The organism is Paraburkholderia sp. PREW-6R, assembly GCF_039621805.1.
Classification (GTDB): Bacteria; Pseudomonadota; Gammaproteobacteria; order Burkholderiales; family Burkholderiaceae; genus Paraburkholderia.
Genome location: NZ_CP155073.1, coordinates 890,791 through 915,596 on the forward strand (window position 1 = coordinate 890,791; position 24,806 = coordinate 915,596).

General features: G+C 62.6%; 23 protein-coding genes and 1 tRNA gene. 14 read left to right on the forward strand and 10 right to left on the reverse strand.

Annotation, left to right across the window (positions count from 1 at the left end; genetic code table 11):
- Positions 1–9: 9 nt before the first annotated feature.
- Positions 10–1,356 carry a nitrate/sulfonate/bicarbonate ABC transporter ATP-binding protein gene (locus tag AAGS40_RS03880; RefSeq protein ID WP_345813293.1) on the forward strand — a complete coding sequence of 449 codons (1,347 nt, stop codon included), beginning with the start codon at positions 10–12 and terminating at the stop codon, positions 1,354–1,356.
- 108 nt (positions 1,357–1,464) lie between these two features.
- On the opposite strand, the gene AAGS40_RS03885 is transcribed toward AAGS40_RS03880, so the two are convergent.
- The 3 genes from AAGS40_RS03885 to AAGS40_RS03895 all read right to left on the reverse strand — a co-directional run bounded on the left by AAGS40_RS03885 (position 1,465) and on the right by AAGS40_RS03895 (position 3,980).
- Positions 1,465–1,962 (reverse strand): hypothetical protein, encoded by a 498-nt coding sequence (locus AAGS40_RS03885; protein ID WP_345814246.1) that lies wholly within the window; start codon positions 1,960–1,962, stop codon positions 1,465–1,467.
- 86 nt (positions 1,963–2,048) lie between these two features.
- A complete protein-coding gene (locus AAGS40_RS03890) occupies positions 2,049–2,627 on the reverse strand; it encodes a hypothetical protein (RefSeq protein ID WP_345813294.1) in 579 nt (192 codons plus the stop codon).
- A 297-nt stretch (positions 2,628–2,924) separates the two neighbouring features.
- Positions 2,925–3,980, reverse strand: a complete 1,056-nt coding sequence (locus AAGS40_RS03895) for a sigma-54 dependent transcriptional regulator (protein WP_345813295.1) — start codon at positions 3,978–3,980, stop codon at positions 2,925–2,927.
- Positions 3,981–4,280: 300 nt separating this feature from the next.
- On the opposite strand from AAGS40_RS03895, the gene AAGS40_RS03900 reads away from it, so the two are divergent.
- The 6 genes from AAGS40_RS03900 to otsA all read left to right on the forward strand — a co-directional run bounded on the left by AAGS40_RS03900 (position 4,281) and on the right by otsA (position 9,078).
- Positions 4,281–4,598 carry a DUF883 family protein gene (locus tag AAGS40_RS03900; RefSeq protein ID WP_345814248.1) on the forward strand — a complete coding sequence of 106 codons (318 nt, stop codon included), beginning with the start codon at positions 4,281–4,283 and terminating at the stop codon, positions 4,596–4,598.
- 54 nt (positions 4,599–4,652) lie between these two features.
- Positions 4,653–4,919 carry a hypothetical protein gene (locus AAGS40_RS03905; protein WP_345813297.1) on the forward strand — a complete coding sequence of 89 codons (267 nt, stop codon included), beginning with the start codon at positions 4,653–4,655 and terminating at the stop codon, positions 4,917–4,919.
- 317 nt (positions 4,920–5,236) lie between these two features.
- Positions 5,237–6,637 (forward strand): sigma-54 dependent transcriptional regulator, encoded by a 1,401-nt coding sequence (locus AAGS40_RS03910; protein WP_345813298.1) that lies wholly within the window; start codon positions 5,237–5,239, stop codon positions 6,635–6,637.
- 171 nt (positions 6,638–6,808) lie between these two features.
- Positions 6,809–7,078, forward strand: a complete 270-nt coding sequence (locus tag AAGS40_RS03915; protein WP_345813299.1) for a hypothetical protein — start codon at positions 6,809–6,811, stop codon at positions 7,076–7,078.
- Between the two features lie 153 nt (positions 7,079–7,231).
- Positions 7,232–7,438, forward strand: coding sequence for a hypothetical protein (locus tag AAGS40_RS03920; protein WP_345813300.1), 207 nt, complete (start codon positions 7,232–7,234; stop codon positions 7,436–7,438).
- 212 nt (positions 7,439–7,650) lie between these two features.
- Positions 7,651–9,078, forward strand: a complete 1,428-nt coding sequence (otsA, locus tag AAGS40_RS03925; RefSeq protein ID WP_345813301.1) for an alpha,alpha-trehalose-phosphate synthase (UDP-forming) — start codon at positions 7,651–7,653, stop codon at positions 9,076–9,078.
- 227 nt (positions 9,079–9,305) lie between these two features.
- On the opposite strand, the gene AAGS40_RS03930 is transcribed toward otsA, so the two are convergent.
- The 5 genes from AAGS40_RS03930 to AAGS40_RS03950 all read right to left on the reverse strand — a co-directional run bounded on the left by AAGS40_RS03930 (position 9,306) and on the right by AAGS40_RS03950 (position 13,997).
- Entirely contained in the window at positions 9,306–10,754 is a 1,449-nt protein-coding gene (locus AAGS40_RS03930) for an MFS transporter (protein ID WP_345813302.1), read from the reverse strand.
- A gap of 149 nt (positions 10,755–10,903) precedes the next feature.
- Positions 10,904–11,407 carry a YbhB/YbcL family Raf kinase inhibitor-like protein gene (locus AAGS40_RS03935; RefSeq protein WP_345813303.1) on the reverse strand — a complete coding sequence of 168 codons (504 nt, stop codon included), beginning with the start codon at positions 11,405–11,407 and terminating at the stop codon, positions 10,904–10,906.
- A gap of 179 nt (positions 11,408–11,586) precedes the next feature.
- A complete protein-coding gene (locus AAGS40_RS03940) occupies positions 11,587–12,033 on the reverse strand; it encodes a very short patch repair endonuclease (RefSeq protein WP_345813304.1) in 447 nt (148 codons plus the stop codon).
- A gap of 84 nt (positions 12,034–12,117) precedes the next feature.
- Complete coding sequence (gene dcm / locus AAGS40_RS03945) at positions 12,118–13,407, reverse strand: DNA (cytosine-5-)-methyltransferase (RefSeq protein WP_345813305.1); 1,290 nt, start codon at positions 13,405–13,407, stop codon at positions 12,118–12,120.
- A 257-nt stretch (positions 13,408–13,664) separates the two neighbouring features.
- Positions 13,665–13,997 (reverse strand): hypothetical protein, encoded by a 333-nt coding sequence (locus tag AAGS40_RS03950; protein WP_345813306.1) that lies wholly within the window; start codon positions 13,995–13,997, stop codon positions 13,665–13,667.
- A gap of 173 nt (positions 13,998–14,170) precedes the next feature.
- Here AAGS40_RS03950 and AAGS40_RS03955 point away from each other — a divergent pair, with 173 nt between their 5' ends.
- The 3 genes from AAGS40_RS03955 to AAGS40_RS03965 all read left to right on the forward strand — a co-directional run bounded on the left by AAGS40_RS03955 (position 14,171) and on the right by AAGS40_RS03965 (position 16,406).
- Positions 14,171–14,362 carry a CsbD family protein gene (locus AAGS40_RS03955; RefSeq protein WP_345813307.1) on the forward strand — a complete coding sequence of 64 codons (192 nt, stop codon included), beginning with the start codon at positions 14,171–14,173 and terminating at the stop codon, positions 14,360–14,362.
- 180 nt (positions 14,363–14,542) lie between these two features.
- Positions 14,543–15,247 (forward strand): glutathione binding-like protein, encoded by a 705-nt coding sequence (locus AAGS40_RS03960; RefSeq protein WP_345813310.1) that lies wholly within the window; start codon positions 14,543–14,545, stop codon positions 15,245–15,247.
- An 82-nt stretch (positions 15,248–15,329) separates the two neighbouring features.
- Positions 15,330–16,406: an acyltransferase gene (locus tag AAGS40_RS03965; protein ID WP_345813312.1), complete on the forward strand. Its 1,077-nt coding sequence runs from the start codon at positions 15,330–15,332 to the stop codon at positions 16,404–16,406.
- A 52-nt stretch (positions 16,407–16,458) separates the two neighbouring features.
- Here AAGS40_RS03965 and AAGS40_RS03970 read toward each other — a convergent pair.
- Positions 16,459–16,533 (reverse strand) — tRNA-Arg (locus AAGS40_RS03970).
- Between the two features lie 298 nt (positions 16,534–16,831).
- Positions 16,832–17,023: a rubredoxin gene (locus AAGS40_RS03975; protein WP_345813314.1), complete on the reverse strand. Its 192-nt coding sequence runs from the start codon at positions 17,021–17,023 to the stop codon at positions 16,832–16,834.
- A gap of 352 nt (positions 17,024–17,375) precedes the next feature.
- Between AAGS40_RS03975 and AAGS40_RS03980 the strand changes: the two genes are divergently transcribed.
- From AAGS40_RS03980 to parC, 4 genes are all read left to right on the forward strand, one after another.
- Positions 17,376–17,777, forward strand: coding sequence for a DUF4399 domain-containing protein (locus tag AAGS40_RS03980; protein ID WP_345813316.1), 402 nt, complete (start codon positions 17,376–17,378; stop codon positions 17,775–17,777).
- A 248-nt stretch (positions 17,778–18,025) separates the two neighbouring features.
- The gene (locus AAGS40_RS03985) at positions 18,026–19,951 is read left to right on the forward strand and encodes an ATP-binding cassette domain-containing protein (protein WP_345813318.1); all 1,926 of its coding nucleotides are present in this window, start codon (positions 18,026–18,028) and stop codon (positions 19,949–19,951) included.
- A gap of 375 nt (positions 19,952–20,326) precedes the next feature.
- Positions 20,327–22,312, forward strand: a complete 1,986-nt coding sequence (locus AAGS40_RS03990; protein ID WP_345813320.1) for a DNA topoisomerase IV subunit B — start codon at positions 20,327–20,329, stop codon at positions 22,310–22,312.
- Positions 22,313–22,401: 89 nt separating this feature from the next.
- Entirely contained in the window at positions 22,402–24,726 is a 2,325-nt protein-coding gene (gene parC / locus AAGS40_RS03995; RefSeq protein ID WP_345813322.1) for a DNA topoisomerase IV subunit A, read from the forward strand.
- Positions 24,727–24,806 lie beyond the last annotated feature (80 nt).

The following is a 24,806-nucleotide window of genomic DNA, read 5'->3' on the forward strand; positions in this document are numbered from 1 at the left end:
CAAAACGCGATGCAAAATCCTAAAGCTGCTCTGAGCGCCGCACCGATCCAGACGCCACCGAAGCCGCCGCGCCTCGGCGAAGAGATCCTGCGCGTCAAGGACGTGTGCCGCGGGTTCAACAAATCGCAGGGCGAGTTGCTCGTCCTCGACGACGCGAATCTGTCGCTGCGTGAAGGTGAGATCGTCGGTCTGCTGGGCCGTTCGGGTTCGGGCAAGTCGACGCTGTTGCGCATCATCGCCGGGCTGATCGAGCCGACCGGCGGCGAAGTCACCTACATGGGCAAGCCGCTGGACGGCCCGGCCAAGGGTGTCGCCATGGTGTTCCAGACGTTCGCGCTGTTCCCGTGGCTGACCGTGCTGCAAAACGTTGAAGCCGGTCTGGAGGCGCAAGGTGTCGGCGCGGCCGAGCGGCGCACGCGTGCGCTCGCGGCGATCGACCTGATCGGTCTGGACGGTTTCGAAAACGCGTATCCGCGCGAGTTGTCGGGCGGGATGCGTCAGCGCGTGGGGTTTGCGCGCGCACTGGTGGTCGATCCCACGCTGCTGCTGATGGACGAGCCGTTCTCCGCGCTCGACGTGCTGACCGCGGAAACGCTGCGCACCGACCTGCTCGATCTGTGGACGCAAGGGCGCATGCCGATCAAGGCGGTGCTGATCGTCACGCACAACATCGAGGAAGCGGTGTTCATGTGCGACCGGATTCTGGTGCTGTCGTCCAATCCCGGCCGTGTGATCGCCGAAATCAAGGTGCCGTTCAAGCATCCGCGCAATCGTCTGGACCCGGCGTTCCGCCGTCTGGTCGACGAGATTTACGCAAAGATGACCGCCCGCCAGACCGACGAAAAGACCAAGAAGGGGCTCGAACTGCATAGCTGGCTGCCGCATGTGTCGACCAACCTGATGGCCGGCCTGATCGAGACGCTCGCTGCCGCCCCATACCACGGTCGCGCCGACATGCCGGAAATTGCCCGCTCGCTGCACCTCGAAGTGGACGACCTGTTCCCGGTCGCCGAAGTGCTGCAACACCTCGGTTTTGCCGACGTACGCGAGGGCGACATTTTCCTGACCCCGCCGGCCCGCGTGTTCGCCGAGTTCGGCACCCAGGAGCGCAAGATGATGTTCGCCGAACATCTGCTGCGCCACGTGCCACTCGCCGCGCGGATCAAGAAGGTGCTGAACGAGCGGCCGGGGCATCGCGCGCCGCGCGTGCGTTTCGAGCAGGAGCTGGAAGACTTTCTGTCGGATAGCGCAGCCGAAGAAACGCTCGACGCGGTCATCAACTGGGGCCGTTATGGCGAAATCTTTTCGTATAACGATCAGACGGAAATCTTCAGCCTGGAAGACGTGGAGTCGTGACGCGCGAGCGCGTCCGATAACCGGATGCGGCGGCGCTGTCCGCGCCGGCAGCAAAACGGCAGGGGAGACCCCTGCCGTTTTTTTATTTCTGCCCGTTCTGAAGAGCGCCTACTGCAGATTGCCCCAGCGTTCGACCGCAGGTTCCGCCGATGCCCATTTCCAGCCCTTGTCCTGCTGACACGCGCTGGCGGTGTACCAGTCCTCGCGTGCTTTGGCTCCTTCGCCGTCCTGCACGGAGAACACGAATTCCTTGCACAGCGCGATGGCGGAGCTGAAGGCGCGTGTCACGCGTACCTGACCGTGACCGTTCTCGATGGGCAGCGTGTGCTTGACCGCCCACGGACGGGTTTCACCGACCGGCATCGCGCCGGCTAGCGCGGCAATCATGTCCTGCTGATCGGTGTGCATGACGCGCATGTAATGGGCGACCGCTTCGTCGGTTGCGGCCTGTACCGCGATGCCCACGCCGATGCCCACGGCCGGATTCGACGTGACGAGGCCCGACGCCACACCCGCTGCCGCACCGCTTGCCGCCCCAACGGACGCGCAGCCGCTCGTCATCAGACTCGCACCGACGCACAGGGCGCCGGCCAGTACGAGCCGCATGCGGGTCGAGAAAATCGGGCGGGTTGCGCGGGTCCGTGCCGCGGGAGCGGCAGCGGCATCGAGCGCGCCGGTGAATGCGCGTGCCGTCATTGCAGCGCGCCCCAACGTTCGGTAGCCGGCTCAGCCGACGCCCACTTCCAGTTATCGCCGTCACGGCAAATCGAAGCGACGTAGAACGCGCTGCTGGCCGGTACGTTTTGAGTGGCGGTTCGGTCCACCGAGAAGACGATTTCCTTGCAATCGAGCGCGCCGGTGCTGATCGCACGACTCACCGTCACGCGGCCGTGTTCGTCGTCTTCGAGCGGCACGGAGTGGGTCACGCTCCAGGGCGCGACGCCGCCGACGTCGAGCGGACCGGCGATCTTCGCGATGCCGTCCTGCGTATTACGGTGAATCACGCGCTCCGAATACTGGACGCCCGCGCGGGCCGCGGCCACGGCGCCGAGACCGATGCCGGTCGCGACAGCCGCATTGCTCGTGACCTTCGCAGCGATGCCCGCACCCGCGATACCGGCGCCGGCCACGGCGCCTTCGGTGTAGAGCGAATTACACCCGCTCAGTAACGACGACAAAGCGATCGCCGCCACGACAAGCGCCAGCAAGCCGGTACGGCCGCGAGCGGCGGCCGGTTGTTCCGCTTTGGCCCACAGCATGTTTTTTTGCATTTCCCTGTCTCTGCTCCTGCAAATGCCTTTCTTCCGCGCATCTACGACGTGTGGTTAACGGTCGGCATGCGTTTCCACGTGCATGCATTGTGCTGCCGCATTTTGCAGGATGCGATTTGTAATTGGCAGTGGGAAAGTGCAAGAAATTGCAAAAAAGAGTGCGACATGCAGCGCTTTCTGCTGCACGTCGACACGATTTGATTGGGCGTGCGAACGAATTCCAGGCCTCCCGCACGGAGGTTCAGCGGCACCCAGGCCGGTCAATCCGCCAGGCGCCACGACAGGAGGCGAGCCGACCTATTGCTCCGTTTCTTCTTCCGCGCCTTCGTCGCCGCCGTAGGCGCTCAAGCGGTTATAGAGCGTCTTGAGGCTGACGCCGAGCGCTTTTGCCGCGCGCCGCTTGTCGCCGCCGCAGTGTTTGAGCGTGCCGAGGATGATCTGTTTTTGCGCATCGGCGAGCGGCGTGCCGATCCATACGCTCATCGCGTCGCCTTGGGTCACGGCCTTTTTTACACGCGACGCAAGGTGCGGATGCGGCAATTCGACCGTCTTCTCCGCGAGAATGAATGCGCGATACACGGCGTTTTTCAGTTCGCGCACGTTGCCAGGCCACGACCATGTGCGAAGCGTTTCGATCGACCGTTTGCTGAAGGTCTTGCTCGCGCCTTCCTGCTGGTTCAGCTGCGAAAGGAAGTGCTGCGCGAGCAGTTCGCGGTCGTTCTCACGTTCGCGCAGCGGCGGCGCGCGCAAAGGGAAAACCGCAAGGCGGTACATCAGATCTTCGCGCAGACCGTTTTCCTTCACCGCCACGGCCGGGTCGCGGTTGGTCGCGGCGATGACGCGCACGTTGCCGCTGATCAGCTCGTTACCGCCCACCCGATAGAACGTGCCCGTCTCGAGCGCGCGCAGGAGTTTGACTTGCCGCACCGGCGCCATTTCGGTGATTTCGTCGAGAAACAGCGTGCCGCCGTTCGCGTGTTCGAAGTACCCAACGCGGCCCTGGACCGCTCCGGTGAAGCTGCCTTTTTCGTGGCCAAAGAGTTCGGCTTCGATCAGTTCATCGGGAATCGCGCCGCAGTTTACAGCGACGAACGCTGCGTCCTTGCGGGTGCTTTTATCGTGAATCGTGCGGGCGATCAGTTCCTTGCCGGTGCCGGATTCGCCGATGATCAGCGCGGTCGCGTCGGTGCCGGCGACGCGTTCGATCTGTTCGTACAGATCGAGCATCACCGGCGACGAGCCATACAACAGCCCATACGATTTCAGTCCCGCCACGCCTTCCGCACGCTGCTTCGCCTGAGACGAAGCGTTGCCGCCGGAGACGGTGGGCGAGTCCAGATCGATTGACGCCATAAACGGGGAGTCCTGTGCAAATGTGGTGTTCGTTGTTACGGCGCGCAGGCCTTGGAATGAGGTGTACTGAGAAGTCACTATCTCACAAAATTCGATTTAACCACTTCGGTGCTGGTTCCGGCAATCCGTGTGACTGTATCGGTCGAAGATTGCATGCGCGTCGGTCGAATGTGCCAGAACACGAGCCCTCCGCATGTGCGCGAGACAACTTTACCGGGTATAGGGTTTGCAATTGTCTCCCGACACGCGCGTCGTTCTTTGTGGTGCGCGTGAACGCCGAAATCAGACGAGGAGTGAATGATGACTGACACCACGCAACAGCTTGCACTCGGCGGCCAGAAGATTGTCGAGGATCTGCGAGTGCTGCTCAGGGACTCGGAGGAAATGCTGCGGCTTGCCGCGAACGTTCCCGGCGAAGGCGTCGGCGCGTTGCGCGACAAGCTCGGCACGCACGTCGAAACGCTGCAGTCCGCGCTTGGCGACGCGCAGAACAATGTACAGCGTCGTGCGCGTGCGGCGACCGTCGGTACGGAACGCTATGTGCGGCAGAACCCGTGGCGCGCCCTTGGCGTCGCTGCCGGCGTCGGCTTCGTGCTGGGCGTGCTGACGACGCGATAGTGCGGAACGCATGCAGCCTGGCACGGATTCGTTTAACGACTACAGGAGTTCACGATGGCACGACCCAGAATTGGCATCTTCGGCGCATTGATGGCGCTCGGCGGTTTTCTCGCAGTTCGATACGTGCAGCGCAAGCAGTCCACGCAGGGACCGGCACCGCGCGAGTTGAGCCGTTGGGAGGGAGAAGGCGGCAACGTTGCCACGCCGGTCACGCCGGGCGCGAGTGTCGCAGCAACGTCTGCTAACCCGAGCGCACACGGCGCAAACGGGTCGACTTATGCAAATGGCAATGGCGGAGCATGGCCGTTTCCACGCAGCTAGGTTGACGTGGCGTCACCGAGGTACTTGATGCGCAGTGCATAGCAAGGCGCCTGTGCCAAAGGCGCGGCACTCGCCGCGCCTTGCAATTTTGTCTCGATAAGGCCGTATAATAAAAAAAACGACAACAATAGCAGTCCTGATGTGTAGGTTTTTCCGTCTATTGTTGCGATATCGCGCTAAGTTGAATATGTCGGTAGTTTTTGCCTATTCGTCGGTGTTCGCCTGTGCGGGTACCCTCCGCAGCGCGAACGCTCCGAGCCGGCTTATTCGCGCACATCAGCTTTTCCCATCCCACGCTTGCAGGCTTTTGAGACGCGATGCCACATGTACTGATTGTCGATGACGATGCCGGTACCCGCGAGGCACTTTCCGCCATCATCGGGGAAGACGGCCTGACCACCGCCACCGCGGGCGATTTGCGCGAAGCGCGCATTCAATTGGTCCGGCAAATGCCGGACGTTGTATTTACCGACCTCAAGCTTCCCGACGGCAGCGGGGTCGATCTGTTCGAAGACCTGGATCCGCGCTCCGGCGTGGAAGTGATCGTGATCACCGGCCACGCCACCGTGGAATCCGCGGTCAACGCGCTGAAGATGGGCGCAACCGACTATCTGGTCAAGCCGATCAACATGCAGCGCGTCAAGGCGATCCTGTCGCGCCTGCCGCGCGCCGGCGATCTGAAGGCGGAAATCGGCACGCTGCGCGGCGAACTACGTCGCATGGGCCGCTTCGGCCTGATGCTCGGCAATTCGCCGGCCATGCAGGAGGTCTATGACCAGATTGGCCGCGTCGCACCCACGGCCGCGTCGGTCATGTTGGTAGGCGAATCCGGCACCGGCAAGGAAGTCGCCGCGCAAACGCTGCACGAACTCAGCCTGCGTCGTAAGCACGCGTTTCTTGCCGTGAACTGCGGGGCGATCTCGCCGAATCTGATCGAGTCGGAGATGTTCGGCCACGAGCGCGGCTCGTTCACCGGCGCGGACCGGCAGCACAAGGGCTATTTCGAACGGGCAAACGGCGGCACGCTGTTCCTCGATGAAATCACCGAAATGCCGATCGAGTTGCAGGTCAAACTGCTGCGTGTGCTGGAAACCGGCATGTTCATGCGCGTGGGCACGACCAAGGAGATCGAGACCGATGTCCGTCTGATCGCCGCGACCAATCGTGACCCCGAGCAGGCCGTGCTCGAAGGCAAGTTGCGGCTCGACCTGTACCACCGTCTGAACGTGTTTCCGATCAGCCTGCCGCCGTTGCGTGATCGGGGTAAAGACGTCGAGTTGCTGGCTCAGGCGTTCCTCGACGAACTCAATGACCGGCACAGCACGAAAAAGCACTTCCCCCCGGCAGTGAAGGAGATGCTGATGTCGTACCCGTGGCCCGGGAATGTGCGCGAATTGAAGAACTACGTGCAACGCGCTCACATCATGTCGGGTACGGATTCGGACAGTACGGCGACGGTGCCGCTGCAGATTACGCTGTCGAAGCCTGCAGCCGGCACGGCGATTACCATTCCGTTTGGCACGTCGCTCGCGGAAGCGGATCGTCAGTTGATTCTCGCGACGCTCGAACAGTGCGGCGGCGTCAAAACGCGTGCGGCAGAGATTCTCGGCATCAGTCTGAAGACGCTGTACAACCGTCTCGTTGAATATGGCAACGACGCGCGCGAAGACGGTGAAGCGGCCGACGAGTCACGCGCGTTGGGCGGCGCAGACGCGTAGATCGAGTAGGAATCTGAGCGCCCGAGAGCCGCCGGTCCGCAAGGGCTGGCGGCTCTTGTCATTTGTCGCGTGACGAGCGTCGCGTGCCCTCAGCGCGCCGGAGACGCCCGCAATGGCAACGGCACATCCCTTGCTGCGATTCGATGGAACCGCAAAAACGAGGATAACGATATGTCGGACTACGCTGCTGCTCCCGCGCTTTCTCCGTCGAAGCACGCTCACCGCCCTGAGCCGATCGAGCCGCCGTCTGCTCCACCTGCGGCCCCGCCTAGCCCTGGCGAGCCGGACACGATACCGGTGCCGAGTCCCGATCCCGGACCGCAACCTATCGAACCCGTCGAACCCGTTGCGCCGCCCATCGGCGATCCGCCGCCGCAACCTACACAGACACCGCAGGCCAGCCCGAGCCACTCGTTCGCTCGGCCCTTAATGCAACTCTGACATGCTATGTGCGCTGCGCCACACTTCGGCGCAGCCATTTTATGTATTTGTTACAAAGGCGGCGTATCTTTTACCGGCAATTTGCTGCGGCAACCCCTAGACTGTACTAACGCCGCATTCCCCAGCGGCGGGCTTCCGATGGAGGCATCGATCATGAGACACCCAGCACTGCGCCGCTCTGCGCGCCATTCAAAACGCGACGCGCGGCCGGCCGCAAGTGAGCCGTCGCCCCAGCATGATCCCGCGGGACAGAATCGCGTCGCGCCCGATGCGCCGCCCGACGGTGAGCACAATCAGGGCGGCGTGCGTCAGGAGGGACTGGAGTATCAGCGCGACCTGGGGTCCGAACAGGACGCCTGACCTGAACCTCCATTCGTTGCGCTGCGTTCTCAATGCGGCTTACGAAAAAGAAAAAACTTCTTTGCGGCGTCGCTGCATGGCGGGGTTGTGCTCGTCCGTCACATTTGCATACATTTTTATTCCGTCGGCGATGAAAAACGGCACGCGACTTGCATGCACCTTTTTGGCACATATCCGTATGCAACGAAACAACTGAACTAGGTGGAGCACCAATGAGCAGACTGATCGTGGTATCGAATCGTGTCGCGCCGACGCAGGAAGGCCGTCCCGCAGCGGGCGGCCTCGCGATTGGCGTTCTGGATGCGCTCAAGGAAACCGGCGGCGTCTGGTTCGGCTGGAGTGGCGACACGGTGGCGGAGCCGTCGTCTCCGGTGATCGAGAAGCAGGGTAACGTCACCTACGCAACCGTAGGTCTGACGAAGCGGGACTACGACCAGTACTACCGCGGCTTTTCGAATGCGACGCTGTGGCCGACGTTTCACTATCGGAACGACCTGTCGCGCTATGACCGCCAGGAGTACGCGGGTTACCAGCGCGTGAACGCCACGCTTGCAAAGCAACTCAAGGAGTTGCTCAAGCCCGACGACATCATCTGGGTTCACGACTATCACCTGCTGCCGTTCGCACGCTGCCTGCGCGAACTCGGCGTCAAGAATCCGATTGGCTTTTTCCTGCATATTCCGTTTCCGGTGCCAGAAGTGCTGCGCACGATTCCGCCGCACGAAGAGCTGGTCAAAGCGATGTGCAGCTACGACGTGATCGGCTTTCAGACTGAAGCGGATCGCCAGTCGTTTGTCGATTTCATCGAGCGCGGCCAGCACGGCACCTCGAGCGAAGACGGCATGGTGCACGCGTACAACCGCTTCCTGAAAGTGGCGGCTTACCCGATCGGTATCTATCCGGATGCCATCGCCAAGGCGGCCGAACAGTTCACCGACCGCAAGCCGGTGAAAAGCCTGCGCGATGGGATGCGTGGCCGCAAGCTGATCATGAGCGTCGACCGGCTGGATTATTCGAAAGGGCTGGTCGAGCGTTTTCAGGCATTCGAACGGTTGCTGCTGAACGCACCGGGTTGGCATGGACGCGTGTCACTGGTGCAGATCGCGCCGCCGACACGCGCCGACGTGACCACGTATCAACGCATCCGTCAGACGCTGGAAGGCGAGGCGGGGCGCATCAATGGCCGTTTCGCCCAACTGGACTGGACGCCGATCCAGTATCTGAACCGCAAGTACGAGCGCAATCTGCTGATGGCGTTGTTCCGACAGTCGCAGGTGGGCTATGTGACGCCGCTTCGCGATGGTATGAATCTGGTCGCGAAAGAATACGTGGCGTCGCAGGACCCGGCGGATCCTGGCGTGCTGGTGCTGTCGCAGTTCGCCGGCGCTGCCGAGCAGCTGCCAGGTGCGCTGGTCGTGAATCCGTTTGATCTGTCGCAAATGGCCGAGGCGCTCGAGCGTGCATTGTCGATGCCGCTCGCCGAACGTCAGGTGCGGCACGCGGACATGATGGCGCCGATGCGCGAAAACAATCTGTCAGTGTGGCGCGACACGTTCCTCGGCGACCTGCGCCATGTTGCGACCGCATCCAAGGTGACAGCCAAAGCGGTAAAGCTCGCTGACGTGACGGCCTCGTCGTAAGTGGTTGGACGGCCGTGCGGCGGGTTCGCGCCGCGCGAGCTTGTCACGTCGAATGCAGTGTCGAACCGAAATCGCATTAATGAAGGGCAAAGCTTGCTACGTCGCGAGTTTTGCCCTTTTGTCTGTGTGCTATGGAGGCCTGATGTCGGCCGAGTATTAGCGGAGTATCGGAGGCGTGTCGGCCGACCGTCGCCTGCGTGATCTCTGCGGGTCGACACCCTATGCGATCACGCAGTTCGAGCGGTGGCTCCATGTCGAACGCGCATGGTGCTGACCACCGCGGCGACCGCCGAAAAACATGCGGCCACGTACAAGGTGACGACAGGCCCCGAGCGGGGCGCGAGGCCAAAAATCAGCGCGACCAGTGCCGCGCCAACCGTCTGCCCGGTGAGGCGCGCGGTGCCGAGCATGCCGCTCGCGCCGCCGCTGCGCTCTCGCGGCGCGGACGACAGCATCGTGCGGTTATTCGGCGACTGGAAGATGCCGAAACCCGCGCCGCACAGCGCCATCCGCCATGCGATCTGGAACGGCTCCGGATGTGCGCCGAGCGTAGCCAGCAATAGCAGGCCGACGGTCATTGCGGCGAGTCCAACGCCGCCCAGCCACCCCGACGACACCTTGTCCGACAGCACGCCCGCGATCGGCGCGGCGATGATGATCACCGCCGGCCATGGCGTCATCAGTAGACCCGTTTCCACCTGCGACATGCCTAACGAGTCCTGCAACATGAACGGCAGCGACACGAAAGCCAGCATCTGCGCGCAGAACGAGCACACCGACGTGCCGATGGAGAGCGCGAACACGGGGATTTTCAGCAGATCGATGGGCAAGAGCGGAGCCGGCTGGGATAACTGCCGACGCACGAAGAAGTAGCCGATCACGATCGCGCCGATCAGTTCCGCCGCCACGAAAGCGAGGCGCTCGCCGTGGCCGAGACCGTCGACAGCGAAGATCAACAGGCCGAACACGAATGCGTTCATGACCGCGCTCAGGTAATCGTACGGCGACTCGTGACCGGGATTCATCGGCAGCGCTTTCAAGCCGCCGACGATCGCCGCAATGCCGATCGGCACGTTGATCGCGAAGAGCCACGGCCACGTGGCGACGGCCAGTACGCCCGAGGCGATCGTCGGGCCGACCGCCGACGACACCGCGACCACCATTGCATTCACCGAGATACCGCGGCCGAGATGCGCGGGCGGATAGATCATGCGCACGAGCGCCGTATTCACGCTCATGATGCCCGCCGCGCCGAAGCCCTGAACGACGCGGGCGAGCGCGAGCATCGGCAGCGACGTGGACAGCGCGCAGCCGAACGACGCCACCGTGAACAGCATCAGTCCCGCGAGATAAATGCGCCGGTAGCCGATGCGGTCGCCGAGCGACGCGAGCGGCAGCAGCGAAATGGTAATTGCCAGCTGGTAGGCATTGACGACCCAGATCGAGCCGGCGGCGCTTGCGTGCAGATTGCGCGCGATGGTCGGCAGCGCGACGTTCGCAATGGCGCTGTCGAGCACCGCGAGCGTGAGCGACAACGCGATGACGAGCATCGCCCAGTAGCGCTGCGGAATCGGCAGCCCCTGCTCGGGACTGTCCGCGAACGACGGCTGTGCCGAGGCCGCGTTGGCTTGCGGGTCTGGCGAGGCGCCGTCTTCGCGCGATGGTTGTGCGTGCATCGAATTTTTCGATTTGTGATGAGGCGGCCGGCATGTGGCACGATGCCGGCGCGCGCCACGCGCGTGGTCGGCTGCCGACAGCGTGCGGCGTCCGGCGGCCTTCAGAGACGGTGCCGGCGCGCAAGGGCGACGACACCGGGTCCCGGCTTTTACTTGAGTTCGTACAGACCGGTATGCGTGGTCGAGTCGAGTTCGTTCAGGTGCGTCATGAAGCGCCCGACCGCGTTCGTGGCGTCTGCGCTGATCGGCAGATGCGCCACCTTCAGCGCATGCAGGCGGAAGATGTAGCGGTGTGCCTTGTCGCCGCGCGGCGGCGCGGTGCCGCCGAAGCCGGCTGTGCCGTAGTCGTTGCGCAACTGCAGCGCGCCCTGCGGCAGCAGCGAGCCGTCCGCCTTGCCGGCATTACGCGGCAGCGAGCGTGCGTCGGCGGGAATGTTGACCACGACCCAATGCCAGAAGCCGCTGCCGGTCGGTGCATCCGGATCGTAGACGGTCAGCGCGAAGCTCTTCGTGTCGGCCGGCGGCGCGTCCCACTGAAGGGCGGGCGAGATGTTCTCGCCATCCACGCCAAACGCCTTGTCGTGATATTCGTGGGCTTTCGGCATGAAGCCGTTGTTGGGAAAATCGTCGGACCAGAGACGGAAATCAGCCATTGTGTGCCTCCCTTCTTGAGTGGTTCTGGGATGGTCGGGCGTCCGGTTTCGAGCACCGGGGTTTGACGATCGGGTGTGAGCGATCGCCACGCGGCGGGACGGAACACACCCGGGTAGCCAATCGAGTGTATCACCAGCCATTCCCTCGATTCGACCGATGCGGCGGGGAGCGGACAAGTTCAGCCGCGCTCCTCGAAACGCGGCGCATCGCTTTGTAGCCAGTCGACGAGCCGCTGCAAGACGCCATCTATATCGCGATTGGCGCCACGCAAAGCGCATTCCCAGACTACCGCGACGCGCCAGCCCTGCGCGAGCAACGCGTCACCTACCTTGTTGTCGTTGCTGCGGTTGCAGCCGATTTTGTCGCGCCAGAACTCCGGCCGCGTTTGCGGCCATTTGAAGAGATGGCAGTCGTGGCCGTGCCAGAAACAGCCGTGCACCAGCACCACGGCGCGGTAGCGCGGCAGCACGATGTCGGGGCGGCCGGGCAGATCGCGCGCGTCGACGCGGAAACGGAAACCACGGCGATGCAGGAGGCTGCGGATCAGGATTTCGGGCTTGGTGTTGCGGCCGCGAATGCCGGACATCATCCGGCTGCGCGTTGCACTGTCGACGATATCGACCATCTTTACACACCCGTTGTCGGCTCTGGGCGGCCGCTGCCCCGGTTCCGTGCGATGTGGGCGTCCCGGCCTGGTCGAATGCGTGAGTCAGGCGTACAGCGAAAGGGCTTGCTTCGAACCATCATGCGTTTCCTTCGCGAGCAGAGTCTGCAGATTCGGCAGCATGATGCGCGCCACTTCCCGCATCACCGGCATCACGACGCTGTTGCCGAACTGCCTGTAAGCCTGCGTATCGCTGACGGGAATCCGGAAAGTGTCGGGAAAGCCCATGAGCCGCGCGCATTCGCGGGGCGTAAGGCGACGCGGTCGAAGCGTGTCGCCCTGATGGACGAGAATTTCGGAGCCGTCCTTGTGATAGCGCGCCGACAGCGTGCGCGTAATGCTGTCCGGATACGCCATCCCAAAACCAAAGCCGTTGCCGGCTGCGCGATGCTTGTCAGCGTAGTTTTGCAGGTAGGTCCAGAGATTCGATGTGAGCGTGTACTTCGGCTGCACGGAACGTTTCGTAGGGTCGAAGAAGCGGTCGTGATCCCACGGCAACACGGGTTCGCTGCCGTCCGTGCGATGCAGGATCGCGCCGAGTCGCGGGCCCGCGCTCGGTAGCCGCAGATCGTCCCATGTGAACGACGTCTTGCCGCGAAAGCCGACGATGATGATGCGCTCCCGGTGCTGCGGCGTGAAATGCTGGCCGTCGATCACGCGGTAATGCACGTCGTAGCCAAGTTCGTCGCGCAGGGTTTGCAGAATCACGTCGAAGGTACGGCCTTTGTCGTGGGAAAGCAGATTTTTCACGTTCTCCAGCAGAAAGGCCGCCGGCCGCTTGGCCGCGATGATCCGCGCGACGTCGAAAAAGAGCGTGCCCTGCGTGGTGCACTCGAACCCGTGCGGGCGGCCAAGCGCGTTTTTCTTGCTGACGCCGGCAATCGAGAACGGCTGGCAGGGAAAGCCGCCGAGCAGGACGTCGTGGCTCGGCACGTCTTCGGCGCGGAAAGAAACGATATCGCCGATTAGCGTGTGCTCTTTGCCTCCGGGATAGTTCTCGCGATAGGTTTTTGTCGAGAAATCGTTCCATTCGCTGGTAAAAACGCACTCGCCGCCGTGCGCTTCGAAACCCATGCGAATTCCGCCAATACCCGCGAACAGGTCGATGAAGCGGAATCGGGCCTCGTTGCCGGAGTCAGCAACGCGGTCTCGTATTTGCGCACCGCTTTGCAGCAGATCGCGCAGCGCCGGTTCCAGCATGGCCGGACAGGGCGTGTCGCCCTTTTCCCATCGACGAACCGTCTTGATGTCCTTGCCGACATGCGCGGCAATTTCACGTTGAGTGAAGCGGGCTCGCGCCTGTCGGAGCAGGTCGAGTGGTACGGCGACGGTCACGGGCGTCCTTGCTGGGAATTTTTGCGGACATTATGACCTAATGTCGTCCCATTTTCGTCGACCGCAGCGCCGTTTGGCAGAAATTTTCCGTTTGCGCGGATGCGCATCGTCTAAACGTGCCTGTCACATTCATACATGTACGCTAGCTCCGTGACGCGATTCCCAGCGTTGCGACGTGTTGTTGGCCGCAGCCGGTTTGCGGCCTTTTTCCCGTTTAAGTTCGGTTTGCGGCGTTACGCGGTCGCAGCGGCGGGAAGCTAAACGCCGATCTGGGCCACGTCCGGCGAAGAAGTGGCCGGAAACGGAGCGGGGGCTGCCGGGAGGCCGTCCCATGCAGTAAGAGGCTCGGCTTCGAATCGATCGAGCTGCAGCAGAAAGCTGTCGACTGCGCGCAATTGCGCGTGAGAGAGGTTGCCCGTATCGAGTAATTGATACAGACGCTTGCGCCAATAGGCGACGGTCAGAATCGGCCTACCGGGGTCACCGTGTAAAGATGGCCGCATCACGCGCGCAATGTGCGCGATGTCCTGATCGATCAGTGCTGCATGCGTCGACCCTGAAAACTTGATGTTGATGCTCATGCTGCCCATGCCGTCTCCTTTGTTGCATTACGGCTGGACGCGGCGCGACTTTAGTCCGATTGCATATTCGGTGGCAAAAAGGTGGGTCGATCGATAGTCGCCGGCTCACCCGGGCATACGCGTTGCTCAGCAAGGTAACTGGCGTAATATCGCGCCGGCATTCCAGATAGTGGAGCCGAACCATGAACAAAGACCAGGTGAAGGGTGTGGGCGAACAGATCAAGGGCAAGGTCAACGAAGCCGTTGGCAAGGCCACTGACAATCCCGCGAAGGAATTGAAGGGCGACATGCAGCAGGGCGCCGGCAAGGTCCAGAAGGCCTACGGCGACGCCAAGGAAGATGCGAAGGACAATGCCAAGCGCAACGCGCCGTAAGTACGGCGGACGTTTGGCAGTCCCTGAAAAAGGCGCTTCGGCGCCTTTTTCTATGGTTTAACGCATATTTGGCCAAGGCGGGATGGTCGAAGCGAAGTTCCGCGCAACGTGCGTCGCGTTTAGACTGGGCGCAATCATCACGCGCTTTCACTTCTTCTGCCTGAAGGTTCACACCACCACATGACCGATCTCTCTGCTTTCCCGATCTCGAAGAAATGGCCCGCTGAGCATCCTGAGCGGATCCAGCTCTATTCGCTGCCCACGCCAAACGGGGTGAAGGTGTCGATCATGCTCGAGGAAACCGGCTTGCCTTACGAGCCGCATCTCGTGCGTTTCGACGCGAACGACCAGTTGACGCCGGAGTTCCTGTCGTTGAATCCGAACAACAAGATTCCCGCGATCATCGATCCCAACGGGCCGGACGGCAAGCCGCTAGCGCTTTTCGAATCCGGCGCAATCCTGATCTATCTGGGCGACAAGTCAGGCCAACTGATTCCGCAGCACGCTGCAGGGCGCTACGAAGCCATTCAGTGGCTGATGTTCCAGATGGGCGGCATAGGCCCGATGTTCGGCCAGCTTGGCTTCTTCCACAAATTCGCGGGCAAGGATTACGAAGACAAGCGTCCGCGCGACCGCTACGTGGCCGAAGCGAAGCGCCTGCTCGGCGTGCTGGAAGGGCGTCTCGAAGGGCGCGACTGGCTTCTCGGCGATGCCTACTCGATCGCCGACATCGCCACGTTCCCGTGGGTACGCAATCTGATTGGTTTCTATGACGCGGCCGAACTCGTCGGCATTGAAGACTTTCCAAATGTGCAGCGCGTGCTGGCCGCTTTCGTCGCACGGCCGGCGGTGGAGCGAGGCCTGATGATCCCGAAACGGCCTTGAGTATGCCGGTGAGTGTCGGAGCGGTACGACAGCCCAGCTGATATACCATGACGCGCTGACTGATTGAATCGATTCGAAGGGTATGCAAAGCATCAGGAAGTACCGCTCCATCCAGACCTTACGGGCGCTGGCCGCGCTGGGCGTGGTCGCCTTCCACACCAACGGCAATGTGCTCGTGTACGGCTGGTTGCCGGAACTGTTCGCGCGCGTGTCGCGCTACGGCGAAATTGGCGTCGACGTGTTCTTCGTCATTTCCGGATTCGTAATGGCGATGGTGACCCATGGCGAGCCGGTGGGATGGGCGTCTGCCCGAACGTTCATGGCAGCGCGCCTTGCGCGGGTCGTGCCGCTCTACTGGCTGCTGACGGCGCTCTTTATTGCGCTGCTTCTCGTGGTGCCCGGCGCGTTTGGCAATGCGCACTTCATCGCGTGGCATGCCATTACGTCGTTTCTCTTTTTCCCTTCGCTGAACTGGGCGCATATTACCGCGCCGGTGCTGGGTGTCGGCTGGACGCTGAACTATGAGATGTGGTTCTACATCGTCTTCATGCTGGCCATGTGCGCGACGCGTTACCGGTTGCTGCTGGTGTCCGCGTTGCTGTTGCTGAGTTGTTCATTGCGCTGGCTTCTCGACGGCAGCGTCGCGTTGGATTTCTACACGAATCCGATCGTGCTCGAATTCGTGTTCGGCTGTTGCGTCGGATGGCTGTATGCGTCCGGACGCACGGTTCCGGTCCGCGTCGCAGGGCTCCTGCTGGTGGCGGTCGCCGTTGCCGGAAAGGTGTTTGCGCCGACGCTCACCGACACAAACCGTTTTCTCGTGTTCGGGCTGCCGGCGCTCGCCGTGGTGGTGGCCGGGTTGGCGCTGGAAGACAGGGTGCGATGGAGCGCGCTGCTCGAACGCATCGGCGACGCTTCTTACTCGCTATATCTGACGCACGTGTTTTCGGTGCCGATTGCGGCGAAGGTGCTGCAGGTGCTCGACAGGCGGCATCGGCTGCCCGGCGATCTGGCCTGTTTGCTGGTGGTGCTGGTTGCTACTGCGGTGGGGCTCGCGTGTTATCGATGGGTCGAGCGTCCGTTGATCCGCTTTTGCAGGCCATCAAGGCGCACGCGGGTGCGGAAGGATCTGTTGCGCGCGCCGGGTGTGGACGGGTGAGGCGGTGAGGGTGAGGTGGTGAGATGAGGAGTGAAGCGCGGCGTTGCTGGGCTGGTCCCCCTGACAGGAATCGAACCTGTATCTAGCGCTTAGGAGGCACTTGTTCTATCCATTGAACTACAGGGAGAGGACCAAACCGGAATGATCGCTGCAATCCTGCTGCAGGACAAGCTGGGCAAGAACAGGAGATCAAATTCGCCGGCGAGCGCAGAGTATAGCAAACGCGCGCGGCCGCGAGAAAGGCCGGCGCGCGCGGTGCAGCGAGCGCCATCTTGCAGTGTGGCGGTCATGGAACCGGCACGCACAAAAGCAGACGGCCCAGCGAGGACGCCCGCTGGGCCGTACGGAACCGTGCGCATGGGTAGGACGCTTGCCGCGCTCAATCAGGCCATATCGCCCGAACGCGCGGATTCAGACGATCCGCTTCAAAACTCCACCACGGCGAACTCAGCCTTGCTGACGTCGCACAGCGGGCAACGCCAGTCTTCCGGGATAGCGGCGAAACGGGTGCCCGGCGCAATGCCTTCTTCGGGCAGACCCTCTTCTTCGTTGTAGATCCAGCCGCAAATCAGGCAGACCCAGCTCTTATATTCAATCAGTTCGATAACTTCGCTCACGACGTACTCTTGTTTGGTAAAGGCAATGATCCGCTCGGTGTGCCCCTTTTTTAGGCACTGCGGCGACCCGCAATACTACCGGAATTTGTCAATCGCGAAATAAATAGCGACGCTCGCGCGGGCGCCGGGCGTCGATCGTCATGACGAGCGGCGTTCTGCGAGTTCCGTCAGATACACCGTGTATGCTGTGTTTCGAAGCGGTGCGCCGAACCGGCGCAGGCGACGGCCACATCGATTTCGCGACAATCTGTCACAAGCGAAGTGGCATGCGAACCAATGGCCGTGCCGGTATGCGCGCAACCCTCGGCATGCGCGCAGCGCCCGCATTCGTTTTCCAACCAGGAGAAAAACAATGTTCAGGAACAAGTGGATGGCCGGTGCGGCGTTGGCTGGGTGGCTCGCGGTATCAGGCGTCGCGCAGGCAGCGAGTGTTTCGTTCGTGCAGCCTGCCGACGGCGCGACCGTCAGCAATCCGGTGCACGTGGTGTTTGCCGTCGACGGTATGAAGATCGCGCCGGCCGGCACGATCGCGGACGGCACGGGTCACCATCATCTGCTGATCGACGGCAAACCGTTGCCGAAGGGCGAGGTCATTCCGGCCACCGACAGGTCGTTGCACTTTGGCAAAGGTCAAACGGAAACGGACCTGACGCTGCCGCCCGGCGACCACACGCTGACGCTGCAATTCGGCGACGGCGCGCATCGTTCTTACGGGCCCGAAATGAGCAAGACGATCACGGTGCACGTCAGGTAAGCGCCAACGGCAGGTAACCGGAGACGGCAGCCCCTGAGCCGGAATGACAAGAAACACGCGGATACGTGCAGGGCTCGCCCGGACGTATCCTCCCCATCGCGTCCCGCTGGCGCGAGCCGCCGGCCAGCGTTGCGGCCACGCGCAAGCCGGCCGTTCGATCTATCTCTTCCGGCATACAGGCAGCGGCACGTGCGCCCGGTACAATGGGCAGTTCCGGCGCATCGCTGTCTTCTCCAATCCCCATTCCCATGTCGCTTTACACCATTACCGGAGCCCAACTGGCCTTCGGTCACGTCGCGTTGCTCGATCACGCGGATTTCTCTCTCGAAGCGGGCGAGCGCGTCGGTCTGATTGGCCGCAACGGCGCGGGCAAGTCGTCGCTGCTGAAAATCGTCGCCGATCTGGCAAAGCCGGACGACGGTCTGGTCACGCGTCAGCAGGGCCTGACCACAGTCTACGTGCCGCAGGAGCCCGAGTTCGACACGGACGACACCGTGTTCGAGGCGGTCGCGGCCGGCCTGACCCACGCCCGCGCACTGCTGGATGAATACGACGCGGTGGCCAATCAGCTTGCCGACGAGCCTGAAGGCGCGACACACGACGCGCTCATGGCGCGCATGAACACGCTGCAATCGTCGCTCGATCATGCGGACGCGTGGAACTGGAGCACGCGCGTGGCCACCACGCTGCAGCAGATCGGCCTGAACGGGGAAGCGCGGGTGGGGTCCCTGTCGGGCGGTATGCAAAAGCGCGTTGCGCTGGCTCGCGCGCTGGTCGTGCAGCCGGACGTGCTGCTGCTGGACGAGCCGACCAACCATCTGGATTTCGACGGCATTCGCTGGCTCGAAGACCTGCTGGTGTCGCTGCGCGCGGGTCTGCTCTTCATTACCCACGACCGCGCGTTTCTGGATCGGGTCGCCACCCGCATCATCGAACTGGATCGCGGGCGTTTGCTGTCGTATCCGGGCAATTTCTCCGCTTACCAGACGCGCAAGGCACAGCAACTCGAAATCGAGCAGGTGGAAGCGGCCAAGTTCGACAAACTGCTCGCGCAGGAAGAAGTGTGGATTCGCAAGGGCGTCGAGGCGCGGCATACGCGCAGCGTCGGCCGGATCGCGCGGCTCGTGCAGATGCGCAATGAGCGCGCCGAGCGTCGCAACGTGCAGGGCAACGTGAAGCTCGACGTCGGTCAGGGCGAGAAGTCCGGCAAGATCGTCGCCGAATTGACGGACGTCACCAAGCGCTATGGTTCGCGCACGGTCGTCGACCATTTCACGGCCACCGTCATGCGTGGCGACAAGATCGGCTTTGTCGGCCCGAATGGCGCGGGCAAGACCACGCTGCTCAAGATCATTCTCGGCGACTTGCCGCCGGACGAAGGCAACGTGCGGGTCGGCACCAATCTGCAGGTCGCGTATTTCGACCAGATGCGCGCGCAGCTCGATCTGGAAAAGAGTCTCGCGGACACCATCAGCCCCGGCAGCGAATGGGTCGAAGTGAACAATCAGAAGAAGCACGTGATGAGCTATCTCGGCGACTTCCTGTTCGCGCCGGAACGTGCGCGTTCGCCGGTCAAGTCGCTGTCGGGCGGCGAACGCAACCGTCTGCTGCTCGCGCGTCTCTTCGCACGGCCGGCCAATGTGCTCGTGCTCGACGAACCGACCAACGACCTCGACATTCCCACGCTCGAACTGCTCGAAGAACTGCTGATCGACTACGACGGCACGGTGCTGCTCGTCAGCCACGATCGTGCGTTTCTGGATAACGTCGCCACTTCGGTGATCGCGTCGGAAGGCGGCGGCAAGTGGCGCGAATATGTCGGCGGCTTCACGGACTGGCAGATCCAGCGCGATCGCTCGCTGCAAATGGCGGCCGCGCAGCAGCCGCCGAAGGAAACGGTCAGGGAAGCGCCGAAAGACGGCGGCGCGGTCCGCGCCGCGCAGCGCCCGGTCAAGCTGTCGTTCAAGGAACAGCGTGAGCTCGACGCGCTGCCGGAACAAATCGCCGCGCTCGAAGCCGAGCAGAAAACAATCGGCGCGCAACTCGAAGACGGTTCGATCTTCGCGAAAGACGCGCAGGAAGGCACGCGTCTCACTGAACGGTACGCCGCGATCGAAGAGCAACTGCTGGTCGCACTGGAGCGTTGGGACGAACTGGAGAACCGGCGCAAGTGACACTGACGGACGGCGCGTCTTGTCCAGACGGCTAATCCAGCGCAAGTGAATTGATGCCTGATTCGAAATCAGTAAAATACCCCGCGAACAGGCTTGGCCGGCGTTCGCACCGGCACCCGAGGTCCGCCCGAAGCGAGGCTCGCTTCAGGTCAGGTGTCGGCCCATCCAATGCCGGACCGATGCCGAGGCAAGCCCAGGCGCTCGCTGTCGAGCGATGCAGCCGGGAAGCCAACGCGACAAACAGCTTGCCCGCATGGCGGGCACCCCTCCTAACCACGTTGTTTCGTTTCGCTTTTTTTGAAAACTCAACGCATTGTCCACGGACCTGTCCACAGGACCTGTGGACAACGATGAACCGACGCACCCGAGTCAACCATGTCTACGAAAAAGCCAAACGCCGCGTATAGCGAAGCGTCGATCAAGGTGTTGAAGGGCCTCGAGCCGGTCAAGCAACGGCCCGGGATGTACACCCGCACCGAAAACCCGCTGCACATCATTCAGGAAGTCATCGACAACGCGTCGGACGAGGCCCTCGGCGGCCACGGGCGGCAGATCACGGTCACGCTGCACGCGGACCATTCAGTATCGGTCGAAGACGACGGCCGTGGTATCCCATTCGGTCTGCATCCGGAAGAAGGCGTGCCGGTCGTCGAAATCGTGTTCACACGGCTGCACGCGGGCGGCAAGTTCGACAAGGCCGCCGGTGGCGCCTACACGTTCTCGGGCGGTTTGCACGGCGTCGGCGTGTCGGTGACCAATGCGCTGTCCACGCGTCTGGACGTCACCGTGTGGCGCGAAGGCAAAGTCGCCGAACTGAGCTTTGCGCACGGCGACGTCGCAAAGGAACTTCAGGTCCGCGCCGCGACGAAGGCGGACAAGAAATCCGGCACACGCGTCACCGCGTGGGCCGATCCTAAATACTTCGATTCACCGAACCTGCCGCTTGGCGAGCTGCAACGTCTGCTACGCTCGAAAGCCGTGCTGTTGCCGGGCGTCGAAGTCACGCTCGTCAACGAAAAAACCGGCGAGCAGCAAAGCTGGAAATACGAAGACGGTCTGCGCGGCTATCTGCTCGAAGGCATGAACGGCAGCGACCTGCTGATCCCGCTGTTCGAAGGCGAGCGCTACGTCGAGAACTCGCGTGCAACCGAAGAGACCTTCGCCGAAGGCGAGGGCGCCGCATGGGTGGTCGCGTGGAGCGAGGAAGGCACGCTCATGCGCGAGTCGTACGTCAATCTGATTCCCACGCCCGCCGGCGGCACCCACGAGTCCGGTTTGCGCGACGGTCTGTATCAGGCGGTCAAGAGCTTCGTCGAACTGCATAATCTGCAGCCGAAGGGCGTCAAGCTGCTGGCGGAGGACGTGTTCGCCCGCGTGTCGTTCGTGCTGTCGGCAAAGGTGCTCGATCCGCAGTTCCAGGGGCAGATCAAGGAGCGCCTGAATAGCCGCGACGCCGTCAAGCTGGTGTCGTCGTTCTCGCGGCCGGCGCTCGAATTGTGGCTGAACCAGCACGTCGAGCACGGCAAGAAACTCGCGGACCTCGTCATCAAGCAGGCACAGGCGCGCACGCGTGCCGGCCAGAAAGTCGAGAAGCGCAAGAGCTCGGGCGTCGCCGTATTGCCAGGCAAGCTGACCGATTGCGAGTCGACGGAAATTGGCCGCAACGAGCTCTTTCTCGTCGAGGGCGACTCGGCGGGCGGCTCGGCCAAAATGGGCCGCGACAAGGAATACCAGGCGATCCTGCCGTTGCGCGGCAAGGTGCTGAACACGTGGGAAACGGAGCGCGACCGGCTGTTCGCCAACAATGAAGTGCACGATATTTCGGTGGCGATCGGCGTCGACCCGCACAGCCCGGACGACAAGGTCGACCTGTCCAATCTGCGCTACGGCAAGATCTGCATTCTGTCGGATGCCGACGTCGACGGGTCGCACATTCAGGTGCTGCTGCTTACGCTGTTCTTCAAGCATTTCCCGCAACTGATCGAACGCGGCCACGTGTGTGTCGCGCGCCCGCCGCTGTTTCGCGTCGACGCGCCCGCGCGCGGCAAAAAGCCCGCACAGAAACTCTACGCATTGGACGAAGGCGAGCTGGAAGCGATTCTCGACAAGCTGCGCAAGGACGGCGTGCGCGAATCGCAATGGTCGATCAGCCGCTTTAAAGGCTTGGGCGAAATGAGCGCGGAGCAGCTGTGGGACACCACGATGAACCCGGACACGCGCCGCCTCACGCCTGTGGCACTGGGGGAGCTCGACTACGACGCCACGGTCGCGCGCATGACCATGTTGATGGGCAAGGGCGAAGCGGCGTCGCGTCGCAGCTGGCTAGAAGAAAAGGGCAACGAAGTGGAAGCGGACATCTGAGCGCCAGGCTTCATGGCGCTTCATAGCGCTTCACTTTCGCACGAACACTTCAGGCCAGATAAGCGCCAAATACGGATACGGAATTCCAGATGGACGACGATAACACTCTCGACCTTTTCAATGAGCCGCCGCCGCCGGAGGGCGACTTCCTGACGCTCGGCAATTACGCGGAGCGCGCGTATCTCGACTATGCGGTGAGCGTGGTCAAGGGCCGCGCGCTGCCGGATGTATGCGACGGCCAGAAGCCGGTGCAACGCCGCATCCTGTTCGCGATGAACGACATGGGTCTGTCCGACAACGCGAAGCCGGTGAAGTCCGCGCGCGTGGTCGGCGACGTGCTCGGTAAGTATCACCCGCACGGCGACCAGTCGGCTTACGACGCACTGGTGCGTCTTGCGCAGAATTTTTCGATGCGCTATCCGCTGATCGACGGCCAGGGCAACTTTGGTTCGCGCGACGGCGACGGCGCGGCGGCCATGCGATACACCGAAGCACGTTTGACGCCGGTCGCAAAACTGCTTCTCGACGAAATCGATCAGGGCACGGTCGATTTCATGCCGAACTACGACGGCTCGGAACAGGAGCCGCGTCTGTTGCCGGCGCGCTTGCCGTTCGTGCTGCTGAACGGCGCGTCGGGCATTGCGGTGGGTCTGGCGACGGAAATCCCGTCGCACAATCTGCGCGAGGTCGCGGCGGCTACCGTCGCGATGGTCCGCAACCCGAAGATTTCGCACGCCGAATTGATGCAGCATTTGCCGGGTCCGGACTTCCCCGGCGGCGGCCAGATCATTTCGAGCGAAGCCGAAATCTCTGCCGCCTACGAAAGTGGGCGCGGCAGTCTGAAGGTCCGTGCGCGCTGGAAGATCGAGGAACTCGCGCGTGGCCAGTGGCAACTCGTGATCACCGAACTGCCGCCGAATACCGCCGCGCAGAAGGTGCTCGAAGAAATCGAGGAGCAGACCAACCCGAAGATCAAGCTCGGCAAGAAGACGCTCACGCCCGAGCAGTTGCAGACCAGACAGACGCTGCTGGGCCTGCTCGACGCCGTGCGCGACGAGTCCGGCAAAGACGCGCCCGTGCGGCTCGTGTTCGAGCCGAAATCGAGCCGCATCGACCAGACGGATTTCGTCAACACGCTGCTCGCCCATACGAGCCTTGAATCGAACGCGTCGCTGAATCTGGTGATGGTGGGCGGCGACGGCCGGCCGCGCCAGAAAGGTCTGAGCGAAATCCTGCACGAGTGGGTCGCGTTCCGCTTCACCACGGTCACGCGGCGCACGCGTCACCGGCTGACCAAGGTCGACGACCGGATTCACATCCTCGAAGGCCGGATGATCGTCTTCCTGAATATCGACGAGGTCATCCGCATCATTCGCGAATCGGACGAGCCGAAGGTCGCGCTGATGGCCGCGTTCGGTTTGTCCGACCGCCAGGCCGAGGATATTCTCGAGATCCGGTTGCGTCAGTTAGCGCGTCTGGAAAAGATCAAGATCGAGAAAGAGCTGTCCGAACTGCGCGACGAGAAGGCGAAGCTCGAAGAACTGCTCGGCAGCGAGCCGGCAATGAAGCGCCTCATCATCAAGGAAATCGAGGGCGACGCGAAACAGTACGGCGACGATCGCCGCACGCTGATCCAGCAGGAAAAGCGCGCGACGTTCGAAGCACGCGTGGTCGATGAACCGGTGACGGTGGTGGTTTCGCAGAAAGGCTGGGTGCGCGCGCTCAAGGGTCACGGGCTGGACACGGCGGGCTTCACTTTCAAGGCGGGCGATGGTCTGTACGCCGCGTTCCAGTGCCGCACGCCGGACACGCTGATTGCATGGGGCAGCAACGGGCGCGTGTACTCGGTGGCGGTCGCGCTGTTGCCGGGAGGACGTGGCGACGGTGTGCCGGTCACGTCGCTGATCGAACTGGAGTCGGGCAGTCATTTGATGCATTACTACTCGGCTTCCGCGGATCAGGCGTTGCTGCTCGCATCGAGCAACGGCTTCGGCTTTATCGCCAGGGTCGGCGATATGGTGAGTCGCGTGAAGGCCGGCAAGTCGTTCATGACGATCGACGCCGGCGCGGCACCGCTTGCGCCGATGCCGATGTTGCCCGATGCGACGCAGGTCGCGTGTCTGTCCTCAGGCGGCCGTTTGCTGGTATTCGGCCTCGACGAGATGAAGACACTCTCGGGTGGCGGGCGCGGTGTCACGCTAATGAGCCTCGACGACAAGGAAACACTCGTGCAGGCGCTCTCCATCAATAACGCAGGCGTGATGCTGATCGGTACACGCCGTGGCGGCCGTCTCGATGAAGAGAAACTGAGCGGCGCGGCGCTCGCGCCGCATGTCGGCAAGCGCGCGCGTAAAGGCCGCCCACCCGAGAGCAAGCTGAAGCTCGAAGGTATGCGTCCCGTGCTGGCGAGTTGAGCGGTTGAGTTTCGATGTCGATAACGATAGAAAACGGCGAGAATGGCGCTTGATTGTGGAACCGCGTGAGAAGCACGTGG